The 13,845-nt window shown below is 43.4% G+C and carries 17 protein-coding genes; 2 read left to right on the top strand and 15 right to left on the bottom strand.

The genetic code is table 11. From position 1 onward, the window contains the following. Positions 1-78: 78 nt before the first annotated feature. Positions 79-1,116 carry a macro domain-containing protein gene (locus tag BLR42_RS14480; protein ID WP_091870565.1) on the bottom strand — a complete coding sequence of 346 codons (1,038 nt, stop codon included), beginning with the start codon at positions 1,114-1,116 and terminating at the stop codon, positions 79-81. A 17-nt stretch (positions 1,117-1,133) separates the two neighbouring features. Next, positions 1,134-1,811: a hypothetical protein gene (locus tag BLR42_RS14475; RefSeq protein ID WP_091870562.1), complete on the bottom strand. Its 678-nt coding sequence runs from the start codon at positions 1,809-1,811 to the stop codon at positions 1,134-1,136. Between the two features lie 119 nt (positions 1,812-1,930). Between BLR42_RS14475 and BLR42_RS14470 the strand changes: the two genes are divergently transcribed. Continuing rightward, the gene (locus BLR42_RS14470; RefSeq protein WP_091870559.1) at positions 1,931-2,683 is read left to right on the top strand and encodes a metallophosphoesterase; all 753 of its coding nucleotides are present in this window, start codon (positions 1,931-1,933) and stop codon (positions 2,681-2,683) included. Between the two features lie 56 nt (positions 2,684-2,739). Here BLR42_RS14470 and BLR42_RS22850 read toward each other — a convergent pair whose 3' ends face one another. The 12 genes from BLR42_RS22850 to BLR42_RS22845 all read right to left on the bottom strand — a co-directional run bounded on the left by BLR42_RS22850 (position 2,740) and on the right by BLR42_RS22845 (position 12,845). Then, positions 2,740-2,898, bottom strand: a complete 159-nt coding sequence (locus tag BLR42_RS22850; protein ID WP_170832801.1) for a hypothetical protein — start codon at positions 2,896-2,898, stop codon at positions 2,740-2,742. Between the two features lie 684 nt (positions 2,899-3,582). Continuing rightward, complete coding sequence (locus BLR42_RS14465) at positions 3,583-5,970, bottom strand: glycoside hydrolase family 95 protein (protein WP_170832800.1); 2,388 nt, start codon at positions 5,968-5,970, stop codon at positions 3,583-3,585. Between the two features lie 127 nt (positions 5,971-6,097). Then, positions 6,098-6,790: an SGNH/GDSL hydrolase family protein gene (locus BLR42_RS14460; protein WP_091870554.1), complete on the bottom strand. Its 693-nt coding sequence runs from the start codon at positions 6,788-6,790 to the stop codon at positions 6,098-6,100. Positions 6,791-6,972: 182 nt separating this feature from the next. Beyond that, on the bottom strand, positions 6,973-7,206 hold the full coding sequence (locus BLR42_RS14455) for a purine biosynthesis protein PurH (RefSeq protein WP_091870551.1): 234 nt from the start codon (positions 7,204-7,206) through the stop codon (positions 6,973-6,975). Between the two features lie 13 nt (positions 7,207-7,219). Continuing rightward, on the bottom strand, positions 7,220-8,218 hold the full coding sequence (locus BLR42_RS14450) for a DUF4003 family protein (RefSeq protein WP_091870549.1): 999 nt from the start codon (positions 8,216-8,218) through the stop codon (positions 7,220-7,222). Between the two features lie 43 nt (positions 8,219-8,261). Further along, entirely contained in the window at positions 8,262-9,149 is an 888-nt protein-coding gene (locus BLR42_RS14445; RefSeq protein ID WP_091870546.1) for a J domain-containing protein, read from the bottom strand. A 30-nt stretch (positions 9,150-9,179) separates the two neighbouring features. Beyond that, positions 9,180-9,773 (bottom strand): hypothetical protein, encoded by a 594-nt coding sequence (locus BLR42_RS14440; RefSeq protein ID WP_139165178.1) that lies wholly within the window; start codon positions 9,771-9,773, stop codon positions 9,180-9,182. Positions 9,774-9,843: 70 nt separating this feature from the next. Continuing rightward, on the bottom strand, positions 9,844-10,548 hold the full coding sequence (locus tag BLR42_RS14435) for a hypothetical protein (protein WP_091870541.1): 705 nt from the start codon (positions 10,546-10,548) through the stop codon (positions 9,844-9,846). A gap of 58 nt (positions 10,549-10,606) precedes the next feature. Beyond that, positions 10,607-11,164 carry a chromate transporter gene (locus BLR42_RS14430; RefSeq protein WP_022762795.1) on the bottom strand — a complete coding sequence of 186 codons (558 nt, stop codon included), beginning with the start codon at positions 11,162-11,164 and terminating at the stop codon, positions 10,607-10,609. Beyond that, the gene (locus tag BLR42_RS14425) at positions 11,161-11,730 is read right to left on the bottom strand and encodes a chromate transporter (protein WP_022762796.1); all 570 of its coding nucleotides are present in this window, start codon (positions 11,728-11,730) and stop codon (positions 11,161-11,163) included. The genes BLR42_RS14430 and BLR42_RS14425 overlap by 4 nt, the downstream gene beginning before the upstream one ends. Next, positions 11,720-12,613, bottom strand: a complete 894-nt coding sequence (locus BLR42_RS14420; protein WP_091870539.1) for a DMT family transporter — start codon at positions 12,611-12,613, stop codon at positions 11,720-11,722. Before BLR42_RS14420 ends, BLR42_RS14425 begins: the two co-directional genes overlap by 11 nt. A 94-nt stretch (positions 12,614-12,707) precedes the next feature. Then, the gene (locus tag BLR42_RS22845) at positions 12,708-12,845 is read right to left on the bottom strand and encodes a hypothetical protein (RefSeq protein WP_022762798.1); all 138 of its coding nucleotides are present in this window, start codon (positions 12,843-12,845) and stop codon (positions 12,708-12,710) included. 156 nt (positions 12,846-13,001) lie between these two features. On the opposite strand from BLR42_RS22845, the gene BLR42_RS14415 reads away from it, so the two are divergent. After that, a complete protein-coding gene (locus BLR42_RS14415; RefSeq protein WP_242879351.1) occupies positions 13,002-13,445 on the top strand; it encodes a GNAT family N-acetyltransferase in 444 nt (147 codons plus the stop codon). Position 13,446: 1 nt separating this feature from the next. Here the strand turns inward: BLR42_RS14415 and BLR42_RS14410 are convergent, their stop codons facing one another. Further along, positions 13,447-13,839 (bottom strand): hypothetical protein, encoded by a 393-nt coding sequence (locus BLR42_RS14410; protein WP_022762800.1) that lies wholly within the window; start codon positions 13,837-13,839, stop codon positions 13,447-13,449. Between the last annotated feature and the right edge of the window lie 6 nt (positions 13,840-13,845).

Below are 13,845 nucleotides of genomic sequence, written 5' to 3'. Positions count from 1 at the left end.
CAACCCGAAGGCGACCATGAAAAAATTTCGCGCACCCAAGGGGCCTGCCCGCCTGGGTGCGCGGAATTTTGTCTTCGATCAGGAGAGCGGATCGAGGCCGTACTCGTAGAGGACTATGTCGATTCGCATTACGTTATATTCTTGTTTGCGGATGAAGTACTCCACCACTGCATCCGTCTGTGATATCGGAGACATCGCGTAGCCGGCGAGTCGTAGGAAATCCACGGTCTCGTCCATGTTGAGATGGAGCCCGACTGCAAGTGCAAGCATCTTCTCCTTGGAAGGATTTACCTTGTCCTTAAGAAGCTTTGAAAAATACTGCTTGGACATGTTGGCTGCAGCATAGACTTCCGAATTCTTAAGGCCCTTCTTATTTATCAGCTGCTGAAGATGTTCCCCGAAAGAATCCTTGTACATACTCTTTAAAGTATCCTCCAGGCTCATCATCGGCATAGCAGCTTCGCCAGACATCTGCATCGCCTGCGCCGCAGGTGCAGACAGCTTTGATGCTCCAGCCATATCGGATTTCTTGAAGATGCTGCCCTCAATATACCAGTCGCGGGCATACTCATCGCTCTCGGCTTCCTCCACATATCTGTCGCTTATAAAGCTGTCGACATCCTCAAACAGCTCTCCCGAGATTCGAAACGCCTCTTCCCCGAAAACCACGAGAGTTATTTCCATCTCATGTTCTTCCAGGAAATCCTTGAACGCATCGGTAGCAATTTTAATCCCAAGTTCCTTAGGAAATCTATAGGAACCCGTAGCAAGAAGCGGATATGCTATAGAGTTGCAACCTCTCTCAGCCGCCTCAAGAAGTGACTTATCATAGCACTTTCTTAAAAGCTCCGGTTCTCCCTCATCTCCGCCTCCCCACCAGGGACTGCTGACATGAATGATGTACTTCGCATTAAGATTGAAAGCAGGCGTCACTCCCACTTCACCGGGCTCCAGGACTCCGATTTTCTCCCTCTCCGCAAGAAGCGCATCCCTGCCTGCTGCCTCATAAATCGCATAGTCAACGCCATCTCCGATTGCAACGTCAGGATTTGCGGTGTTCACTATCGCATCTGCTTTTATCTTAGTTATATCATCACGAACTATCTTAAAAGGCATATCCCCTCCTATGCTTCTTAAGCTAAATTATTCAGGATTTTCCCAACCTCTTCATCGCCGGTCAGGTCATAGACCATCCTGTAACAGTCAATCGCCTGCTCTTCTCTTCCTGCGCCCATCGCCTCTTCGGCCGCTTTATATAAAAGCGCAAGCGTAATGGGATTCGCCTCCGTCGGGATATTGTTGTCCTTCAAAAGCTGCTGAATCTCCTCAAGACTCTTATCCCCTACCGGCTTCCCTACAGCTTTCTCAAGAAATGCTATCTCCGCATCGGCTTGCTTAGTCTTATCAAAATAGTTGCTGTAAAGGTAGCAGGCAGCCGAGACGTCCGGCAAGTATTTTTCAAGATAATACCAGCCAAGGTTCCTGTAATAAGCCGCCAGCTCTGCCCTCGTGCAGCAGAAATTGTAGGAATCCGTCGTGTACGAATACTCGCCCTCGGTATCTCCAAGCTGCTTGCAGCACTGTATTATCCACAAAATTGATTCCATATCCACCGGGTTTTCAAAGTGCGCCAGAACCCACTCCTGCTGCGCCTTCTTATAATCACCTTCCTGCGCAAGCTCTCTGGCCCGCTCCTTGTGCGGCGCCGCCGTATCCTCCGCGGCGAGCTCATATTCGTTATCCCCGAGGACATAATATTCATATAGAAAAACTTCTGAAATATGCGTTAAACTTACAACATTTTTGCCCATAACTTTTCCGTTCCTTTTTTTTCATAAATTAAGAATATCACAAAAAATGCAAAGCATACCTGCCAAGTTAATGGTATTATGTTATATGAATTGTATGTAATTAAATCACAGGAGAATTTATGGCAACCTATACTGTCTCAGACCTTCACGGACAATATCACATTTTTCAAAAGCTTCTGGAAAAGATCCGATTTTCAGAGGATGACTTCATGTACGTGCTTGGCGATGCCATAGACAGAGGTCCGGACGGAATTAAGCTGCTGCAGACCATCAAGGATGCGCCGAATATGGAACTTCTTATCGGCAACCATGAATTCATGATGCTGAACGCAGTCGCCCCCGATGGCTCCACTGACAATTTTCCCGGAAAAGACGCCGCCTTATGGTTATTCTCAAATGGCGGAGAAATTACTTTTGAGCAATATAAAGGATTGCCGACAGAAGAACGGCAATCCCTTCTCGAATGGCTAAACAGCCGTGTTCTCACAACTTTAGTTGAGGTCAGCGACAAGACCTTTTGCCTGACTCACTCCTATTACAACGTGGGTTATATCGATGTTCCGTTTAGGGAAATCGATTACCCGGCAGTATGGAACATTGTCTGGATGACACCTTACCGCCCGGACATTTTCGTTCCCGTCTCCAACTATACAGAAAACGGCTGGCAGTTCATCATCGGTCACGTTCCGGTTCAGCGAATTGCCGGTATAGGCTCCGGCTTTAGCGCTCACCACGAAGAAAATATCACCCTGATCGATGGCGGCTGCGCTTACAGAGGCCACAGTCTCCTTGCCGACAACGAGTGCGGAGTCATCTGCCTAAAGCTCGACGACATGAGTGAGACAGCACTCACCTTTGCGGAGTGTGAGTAATAATCTTAATGTAAGATATTGCGGCGGCTTTAATTCATAGAATTCAAGCCGTATCCTTATCCCAAAAGGAATTTTTCATATTCCTTAACAGCCTGCTCATCATTAAGCTTTTTGAATATTTCCAGCTCCTCTTCATCGGACATACCCTCTCTCACATAAACATTGAGATTCAATGTGTTACCAGATCGCTCGACAACTCTTCGAGTTCTTCCCATATCTCCCCCTCAAATAGAACCGCAGGACATGAGCCTTCGCTCCGGTAAAGCCTCGCTACCTTTGCTGCTCCTGTCTTATGTTCTGATCACATTCTACTCCGGGAAATATCACACAATTATCACACAATATATGTCCGCATTTTCGCCCTGATTTTATCCAGGGATCTGTGTTTTCTAATCTTCTTTAAAAAACACAGATTCATTTTGGCTGAGCATCTGTGTTTTGGGACATTATTCAATTTACACAGATGGATATTATACCTTCCGTCTGTGTTTTTCCTATCTTCTTCAAAAACACAGACACAATCCGGTTGGGCATCTGTGTTTTGGACAATTATTCAATTCCCACAGATAAATACAAAACTCTCCATCTGTGTTTTTCTATTCCTTTTCATAAACACAGATTCGGTCTGGCTAGGCATCTGTGTTTTCAACAACTTTACGATTTTCACAGATGAATACCTCGTACTTCATCTGTGTTCTTACTACTATTCTCAAAAGCACAGATTCAACCTTAAATGCCATCTGTGTTTTCTTCCATTATTCATTTTTCACAGAAAAATCGAAAGCGCACGTAGATGAATTCGTAGGCCAAGCTAATCATCACCGTAATCATCACTAATCATCACTCCCAGCATCTATGCCTGTTCCCAATCCCATCACCTATGCCCACTACCGAATACTTCAAACCCTCACTCGTTCCTCAGTTCCATTAACCAGGACCACAATCTCGCCTTCCGGGAAAGGTGCGCCGTCGCGTCTTGTTATATCCCACGAGGTAACCTTCATGTTCTTCCAGGTCATTGACAGCATTAGGCCGCCCCTTAAGCAGACTCCGCTGACACTTCCCTCAGAGAATGCCTTGGGCAGCGCAGGGAGAAGTTTCACATAGCCATTACCTGACCTCACATAGTCATCGCCTGACTTTACATAGTCATCACCTGACTGCACAAGCATCTCCAGCATCGCAGCTGACGCGCCAAGATTACCGTCTATCTGGAACACAGCTCCCGCTCCCAACGGATGATTGTCCATCATATTATCAAAAGTGCTCCTACTAAGAAGGGCCTCCAGATTCTGATATACCTTCTCTCCCTCCAGGAAGTGAGTCCACAAGCCTATAATCCATGCTCTCGACCAGCCGGTGTGACCACCGCCATTCGCAAGCCTTCTCTCAAGAGTAACTCTCGCAGCCTTCATAAGTTCGGGCGTCTTCTCATAGGAAATCGTGGTTCCGGGATATACCCCATAGAGATGGGAGATATGCCTGTGTCCAGGCTCCTGCTCATCGTAATCCTCCATCCACTCCTGGATCTGTCCGTGCTTTCCGATCTTAATCGCAGGCAACTTCTTAAGGATAACCCTCGCCCTATCAGCAACCCCACTAAAATCTATAGCTTCACAGCTATCGAGTGCTCCAGAATCAGCCGCTTCACCATTACCAGCCGTCTTAGAATCAGCCGCGTCACCATGACCGGCCGCCTCAGAATCTACTCCCAGCACCTCACAGGACTTCAGGAAATTCCCGAGAAGCTCCATCAGAATCTCAATATCCATGGTCGCGCCTTCGCAGAGGCACCCTCTCGTTCCATCCTTCATAATATAGACATTTTCAGGTGAAACCGAAGGCGACGTCACAAGCTCGCCCTTCTCATTTTCAATCAAAAAGTCATCAAAGAACCTCACGCACTCCGCCATGATATCCAGGTTTTCACCAAGGAATTCCTTATCCCCCGTGAAAACATAATGCTCCCAGATATGAGTTGAAAGCCACGCGAGTCCCATAACCCAGAAACTTGCCGGGATATAGTGATCCTGCGGCGCCGTATCTGCGAAAATATCGGTATTATGGTGTGCAACCGAGCCGCTGCAGTCGTACATCTGCCTTGCAGTTTTTCTGCCGTTCTCGCAAACTCTCCTAAGGAGCCCAAAATACGGCAAATGGCACTCCGACAGATTTCCGCTCTCAGCGAGCCAGTAATTCATTTCCGTATTGATATTGATCGTGAATTTGCTGTCCCAGGGAGGAGTAAGGCTCGCGTTCCATATCCCCTGAAGATTCGCGGGAAGGCAGTCTCCCCTGCTTGATGAAAAAAGCAAATACCTACCGTACTGGAAATACAGCGCAAACAAATCGGGGTCCTTCTTGCCGGTTCGAAATCCGGCAATTCTTTTATCAGTTGGTTTTGAGCGCTTATCCTTCGCCTTTTCCGAGCCAAGCTCCAGGGAAAGCCCAAGGAAATTCTCCCTGTAATCCGCAACATGAGCAGCCCTAAGTTCATCCCAGCTCTTCCCACTAACAAGCTCTAAGTTCTTCTCCCCGGCAGAGAGCCAGTCCTCGTTATAGAATCCGGTTTGAATATCTATAAGCAGATCCGCCTCGGCAGCGTCTTTTACAACAAGATGCTCACCTATGGTATCCACGGATCCGCCGGTCACTCTGGCCTTAAGCCGCACAGCAAAAGGGATTCCAGTGCCTGTAACCACCTCGAATCCTATCTCATCCCCGTTTCCCCAGACTCTGTCCAGCCTGTGGTTACACCTGTCGAGCCTGCAGGTAAAACTGAGCTTTCCCTCATCGGTTTCAAGATGATAGCACATGATCTTATCAGGGAAAGACGCTATGAACTGCCTGGTAAACTTAGCGCCGTTCTCACCCAAAACTGATGCGCCACTCTCGTAGGAAACCGATGTGATGCCGGTTTCAAGATCAAGCTCTCGCCTGAAATTTTTATAATCAGAACTCTTCTCGAAATTAATTATGACCTCGCCCGCGGGCTCATAGGAACGCTCCGAATTGGGCGTACCTGAAAGCGCCATAAGAGATAACTTCTCCGCTTCTGGAATCCTGCCCTCTCTGATAAGCTTCCTGATTTCTCCCAGATACTTCAAGGCATCCTTGTTGATTCTGTTTGCAGGGCCGCCGCTCCAGATACTGTCCTCGTTCAGGTGAATTATCTCCTGCTCTGCGCCGCCTCTAATCATCGCCCCCATTCTTCCATTTCCCACAGGGAGGGCTTCTTCCCACTTAGTTGCGGGCTGTTCATACCATAAACTCATCTTTTCATTCATAAGCTCTTCTCTTCCGCAGTCATATTTTAAGGAAAAATTTTCCATTCAATAAAAAGAAATACCATTAACATACCCTTAGATTATATCAACGGGAATGCTAATGGGATAGCTGTTTTTCAATATAAAATTATCTGTTTTCAACCTTCTTGTTAATCTGCTTAACTGTGTAATTCCAAAGATCAACCGTCGGATTCGGAACATAGTGAACACCGTTATTGTCCCTTGCTCTTATGTGATTCTTGGTATAAGAATACAAATCGATGGTTTGCACATGATTCTTTTTTGCCCATCTTGTCAGCTCTTTATTGTAGCTTTGCATAATGCCGTTGTTGTAATAAAGGATATCGCCGATATCTCCGAGCTTTCGATCATCCGAGTAACCAATCGTACACAGAACAAGATTCACACCCTTTTTCTTGTTCAGCTTTTTGTAATATGAAGAGTACTTCTTGAAATTACCGCGATCATTCGCGCCCATCCAGGATACGACCAAATCGTAATCGCTCAGATTCACCTTCTTTAAAGTCTTCCTCATATACCCGTAGCCCGCACCGTCTTTGGCATATACGGTGATGTTGTTGTGCACCTCACCTTTAATCTCATGCCTCTTGGCACTGAACATATCTACGGTTCTCGAATCACCTATAAAAAGGACCTTCACATTTCCATCTATAACCTGACTGCAATACTTCTTTTTTGAAGCAGCCTTAGCCGTAATCGAGAAATCTGCTCCCGCCGATGCAGCAAACCCAAACGCCATAACCAAAAACAGCATAGCTGCAATATATCTTTTGAATTTGAAAAATCTGTATTCCTTCATAACTTTTTTCCTCCCGCTGCAAATCCAGCAATTTCATTTTTGATCTTCTGCTTTATATACAGACGGGAATGGAAAAATGTTGCAGGGAAAATAAAATTCCCTGATACTTTGTTGTATCCGGGAATCACATATAATAATACTTATTTGATTTTTATATTCTTAGTTTTACTGATAAAGAATAATCACATTTTATATCCGCAATCCGCTTTTTCAGGCCCATCAATGCCTGACTCATAATGTGCCCTGAATTCCATGTTTATCTCACGGATTTCTTTTACTCCGTCTATATATGGCTGGTACATCTCTATGAGCCCGGCGCTGCAGCCATCGCAGGAGCCATTCACGTTGCCGATAGACTCGGCAACGATCCGCTCCCTTTCTTCTCTTGTTGTATCCTTAATTAAAATTGAACTCATTTCTCTACCCCATTTAGTTTGAAGAAGATGATGACGCTGCTGCAGATGATGATGCGATCATTATCGCAACAAGCATTGCTGTCTGTTCTGCAATTATCATTGAAATCGCACCACTCGTTACAGAAGCATCTGTAACAGTGCTCTTCTCAGAATATGCACCGGACACCACCATGGCACCAAGCATAAGCTTTGTCTGCTTGTTCATATCGAGCATACCAAAGCCCTTTTTGCCGTCAAAGAATTTCGCAGCTTCCGCCACCTCAGATACCAGTTCACCGGTACTTAAGTTTATGTTGATCAGAGTTCCCAGGGACGCAAGCTCATATTCTTTTCCATACTTTAAGCCTGCTGCCTTAAAGGCATTATAAATTTCAAGGACCTTGTCCCTCTTATCCTCGTAGCTGCCATCAAAAATCGTGAGCACCTGAGTAAGTGAATAAGCGGCATTATCATGAAAAGAGAAGCTCTTCTTTATATAGCCGAAAGCCTCCTCAAGCTCTGTAAGAATTTCTTCCACGCTCTTTTCTGTCATGGCGAGAAGCACTGCAAAACTTGTATCTTCATCAGTAGCAATGAAAGGATGCTTTTTCCTCATGCCCTCCAAAAGGTTATTTGTTTTTTCAATAATGGCATCTGCCTCTGAGAACTTGCCTGCATCACAGATCGACATAGCGGCAAGTACCCTGAATGTTGATCCAAAACATTTCCCCTTCTGGAACTTTTTATATACTTCGATCACCTCATCAATGTATTTCTCGGGATCGCTGCCAAGAGCCATTTTTGTTGATACGATAAGCTCATTATTCCCGCGGAAACTTGATAGCGCACCCTGTTTATCCCTCAAAATGCTTCTGCACTCCTTCAGATAATCCACGTCCACCGTCTTTTCCTTTTCAGCAAAAGCCGCTGCGGCAACAGCCTTCAACAGACTGTTCTCAAGCATAAATCCCTCTTGAATAAGATTCCTGTTTTCAACCAGTAATTCACATCTTTTCTGAACTGTATTTTTCATCCTGTCTCCTCCGTTTCTGTCTCATTAAATCTTCTTCCATCTATTACTTCAGTAACCCTTTGATCAGTTCGCCATTGACGACCGGCTTATCAGTAAGCCCCCGCGGAATAGCCAGCGCGATCGCAACATGAATCCGCGTCTTGCCGCGTCTAATCTTATCAATCCCGGTTATCGCAGCGCTCACTTCTATCTCCGGATCCTCAAGCAACGGCAGTATAACATAGTATAACGCATCCTCATCAAAAGAGACATTCCCAAGAATCCTTCCCGAAACCATCTCCTCCGCCACAGCCCTGTCTTCCCTTAGATAGATGTTAAGCGGTGTGTCTGTATTGACTGCGGCTGCTCGGCTATTAGAAGCTTCGTCACTAATAAAACCTGTGAATTGAAAAACTTCCCTTTCGCCATCGTCACGAAGCTTATTTCCGATTTTCCTCGCAGCATCTGCAGGAAGCACGTATTCCTGCATCATCAGATGAAATATGTTTTTCACCCTTTCCGGATCAGGCATAACCTGATATTCTGTCATGACTTCCTTGCAGGATTCCAGAACACTTTTTGAAAACAGCGAAAACTCCTCCATATCCGGATCCCATATAAACCTGCCCCTTGCCATCTTGGACAACGGCAGCGCCTCATCGTATATCCTGAACTGTACATAAATGTTCCGCTCAGAGAACGCCTTGCTGTTCTCAAAAGCGTCCCAGGAAAACTCATATTTTTCAATAAAGGTTTCGCCCTCGGATTCCCTGATCTTCCTATAAGCCTCTATGACCTGCCGTATCTTCTCATCATCCTCCGGATTTCTCTCTTTACCGGGAGCAGAATCCGGGTGATATAAAAACAGCAGCCTTTTGTATTTTGCCTTTATCTCATTGTCATCATCAGTTTTTGATGCTCCAAGGATCTTGTACGCTTCTTTCAGAGTCATATACGGATATCTCCTTTGCCGGGATAAAAGTTATTCCTGTTCCTGGTATGCAACTCCTGTTGGATTAAACTCCTGCACTTCACCGCTGCCAAAGAGGGCCTGTTCGTCAAGTTCGAACTTCTTTACAGCATCGTCAGCCTTCTTCGTTGCTTCTTCCACTGATGCGTTTTCTGCCTGTTCTTCCCGGATCTGCTTTATATATTTACAATCATAGTCCAATTGTTTTGACAGATACAGCACACCGGCAAGCTTTAGAACATCACCTGTTTCAAAAGCAAGTTTTGCATTCTCCTCAATCTTCTCTTCGCGGTCAGCTCTTGGATATGTCTTTAGGAGATCCACAGCCATTAGGAAAAATGCTTCATCTACGTCGCAAAGGCAATCAAACAAAAAGTCTATCCCTTCCAAGTTTTTGGGATGGCCTAAGGCCCTGAGAAGCTCTATTCCATTACAAACGCTAAACTCATTTTTATAACTCTTAAAATCAAGATACTCTGATATAGCAACCTGTCCACGTTTTAAAAGTTCATAGGTCCTGTTGATCTCCTTCTTGGAAAGAACTCTTTCAAAAATCTCCTTGTTGATGCTTCCATCATCAAGAACCGGTACATAGTTTGGTGTCACAATCTTATCTGCGTAGTTGCTGCTATTATTTAATATGTTCTTTTCCCACAAATATCTAAGGCGTGCCCAATTAAGCTCGGATAAGCTGTGTGTAAAATTTCCTTCCTAAATAAAGAGAATTTCTATACTCTTTTTCTGCTCCGTCAGGCATATCTTCATGGTATGCTCCTCGTTCTTTAAAGAACTTCTCCAATTCACTATAAACGAACGGAAGCCTTGCAGCCATCGGAAGTTTAATGGTTACACCATCGATAGTATATAGTTTATTATTGTTTTTGCTATATCCGCAAATCAGATCTATAGGAAGATATCCGTCAAGAATACGCACCCACTTGTCGGTGCTGCTAACAAAAATATGAGCTGCCTTTTTTCCATCCTTGAAAACATATTGGTGAAAAGAATCATTTTTTACAATATCTTTCACCTTTGGAGTTCCAAGAACCTTTCCGAAATGCGGAAACTCTCCATATTTTTCCACACTATATGCATTATATGAACGCGGATAACGACGATCATTATTTGAAGTTCTTTTTTTGCGAGGGAGCCTGCCTTTGTAATAAATTAAATAAGTTGGTGCAATTGAACATATGGGTAAAAGAATCCAAAGTGCAATATCTGTCAGGAGCTTTGAGCCGGTTAATTCTTCAATTCCCATACACAAAAATATAGCCAGGAAAAAACCCATCGCTGTGCCACCAAGAAGCACTATTAGCGTAGCAAGTGATTGCAGCGTACGAAAAAGGACATTTCCGAACTTATCAAAAAACTTAAACATAATGCAACCTTCTTAACATAATTATTCTCATACAGTATAGACAAAGAAGTTGAAATACTTAATACACAATCACACCCATCACTGCGGCAATGCAAATCAGTACTATCGGAGATATCCCGGATTTTCTAATTTTTCTTGAGCCAAAGTAGACAGCAGCCAGAGCAGAGCATATCACGGCCGCTTTTAAATCCGGAGAAAAAGACGTTCCCTTAACAATAACGTTCTGAGCGATCATGCTGATCCCCATTGCCAGAATTATTCCCATAATACAAGGCTTCAATCCTCTTAGCACAGCCTGAGCATAGGGGTTTTTTAACAACCTCTTGAACATTATCATTATAAGTATGATGATTACAAACGCAGGAAGAACGACAGAAAAAGTTGCAATCAGAGCCCCGGGAATTCCGGCTGTCATGCTGCCTACATACGTAGCCATGTTAACCATAATAGGTCCGGGAGTGCTTTCACTTACAGCAATCATATAGGCTAGCTGCTCATCATCAATCCATCCATAATGCAGAACCACATCCCTTATAAGCGGTATTGCCGCATACGCTCCGCCAAAAGAAAACAGCCCCACTTTCAGAAATCCAAGGAGAAGATCAATATATATCATAAGCTTCGTCCCTCCCTGTTCATATATTTACTTACACAGAAAGCCATAAGACTGCAAATACCTGCAGCAAGCATTAACGTTATTGATGATATCTTTACTGAAAAAAGATTTACGGACATCATAATTAAAAACGCCGCAATTAACACAAAAATCTGAAATGGTTTCTTTGGCATTTTCCTTATCATCTTAAGGGCCGCATCCAATATCAGTATTCCTACAGCTATCTTTATTCCTTTAAATGCGCTGGCAATCCATGCTATTTCAAGAAAGCTGTCAAGATAGAGCGAAATCAAATAAATAATAATAAAGGACGGAAGGATTACTCCGATTGTAGCGGCTATAGCTCCTATCATCCCCTGCTTCTTATATCCTACATAAGTAGCACAGTTTATCGCTATCGGACCGGGCGTTGATTCAGCGATGACTGTAATATCCATCATCTCATCATGGCTGATCCACTTTTTCTTCTCCACACAGATATCCTGTATAAGTGAGATCATGGCATAGCCACCACCAAAAGTAAAAAGCCCTATTCTTAAAAAAGTGAAAAAAAGTTCAATGGCCATCATACCCTCCATCTTCACTTCTGAGATTATATTTCCATCTAAATATCGCTACCCCGATAATAACTGCATATCCCAAGAATGATAACAGTGTCGGCAGTTCTCCGAGAAACAGTACTCCAAGAATTGCTGCAAATATTACCTGCGTATAATCAAATACTGAAATTTCCTTTGCCGGGGCAAACTTATATGCAGATGTTATGCCAAACTGCCCCACCGTCGCTGATAGCCCGGCCATGATCAGACATAATAGCTGCCAGGGTTTTAGCATGACAAAATCCATCGCAATAAAGGGAATCGTCACAAGAGTTGAGAACAGAGAAAAGCAAAATACAATTATGGGTGTTCGCTCTCCCTTTTTCCCTAATCTCCGAACAAAAACATATGCCGTTCCAGCACCGAAGCCTCCATACAAACCTATAAGTGCAGGCACAAGCTGCATATTGCTACCGGATGGTCTAACTATTAACATCGCACCAAGAAATGCAATTATGACCGCCAAAATATCTACCTTTTTCGGTTTTTCCCTAAGTATCGGGATTGAAATTAAAATTGCGAAAAACGGAGATAGCTTATTCAGCATGTTTGCATCCGCAATGTTCAGCTTATCAATTGCATAAAAATTTGCAATGAGACCACTTGTGCCAAACAGACATCTGAAGAAAATATCTCCTGCACAGGATTTCTTTATCCTGATTTTTTCTCCTGCCCTAATAAGCAAAAACAGCGATACAACAATGGCAACAGCATTTCTGAAAAATGCCTTTTCCATAGTCGGAACATCTCCTGATATTCTCACAAAGAAAGTCATCAGTGAAAATCCCATCGCCGCAAACAAAATGCAAATTATACCTTTTGATTTATTACTAATTGCCTCGAACCTCATTTTTCACTGCTCCTCAAAACAAATTGCTTGCAATCAGCCACTACATTATAAACAAAAATAAGCTCTACCGCTATATTAACGGTAGAGCTCCAATTTATCTATTTTTGTATTCCTCAAGCATCTTCAGATAAAAAGCCTCATCCTTAGTTGCCTTCTCAACATCTGCGCCTCTTCCTAAGCTAAAAAGCCAACTGTACAGATCCTGAATTTCTGAATGTTCTTTTTCGGCCATTCCATATTTCTCCTTGCATTACTTTCTATTCACCTTAGGAATATACTCAGTTTAATCCAAGACGTGTCCTAAAACTCGCACAGTAATACAGAGATTATTGTGATAAGATAAACCTTGTAGATTCAAAAGATAAAATACATATCAGGCAGGTAAATCATGAATTACAGACGAATGACAGAACAGGATTTGGCGTATGTAGTAGAAAAGAACATTGAATACTATAACACTGTAGAAGATTGCTGTTGGACATATGAAAAGGCATACAAAAGAATCCACCAAGTACTTACGATGGAAGACTCAATGTGCATGGTTCAGGTTGATGACAATAACTGCATTACCGGATATTTAATGGGTTACTTCAAGGAATTTGATGATATAAGAGGCTACTTTCTTGATGAGATTGTTATATTTAAGGGCTTTCAGGGAAAAGGATATGGTACAGACTTCCTAAAAATCCTGGAACAGGAAGTCCATAAAAATGGCGCTTCTATCATAGAACTAAACAGTGTGAACGATGAAAAGCACAAACATTTCTATTCAAAACTGTCCTATTATGAAACCAAAAATTTTGTAATGATGGGAAAATTTTTGGAAGAGTAAATTAAATCCTTGGCTTTATCATATTCCTGAGCATTTCGATAGCCTTCTTATAAGACTCTGCCATGCTGCCGGGATCCTTTATCTCAATTCCGCGAACTGTCAGTTTAGCACCATCGTGGATTTCGGCAATAAGAAGAGTGTCTTTTTCCGGTAGCTGATGCTCTTCGCAGTATCGGAGAACTGCACCTGAAATAGCATCCTCTTTGGCCAATCGGAGTTCATATTCAAAAATTTCTCTGCGGGCAGCTGCCCACTCTGCATCAGCTTCTGACGAGATAATCAGGATAACCTTTGAATGAAATCTTTGCTTATACATTTGAATTTGTTTTGTGAGTATATCTCTGTCAGCATTACCGTAGCATACAAAGATATACGAATACTTATTATTGCTCATACTAAT

This window comes from Butyrivibrio sp. INlla16, from assembly GCF_900104155.1.
Lineage (GTDB): Bacteria > Bacillota > Clostridia > Lachnospirales > Lachnospiraceae > Butyrivibrio.
This window is presented reverse-complemented; position numbering and strand designations above follow the sequence as displayed.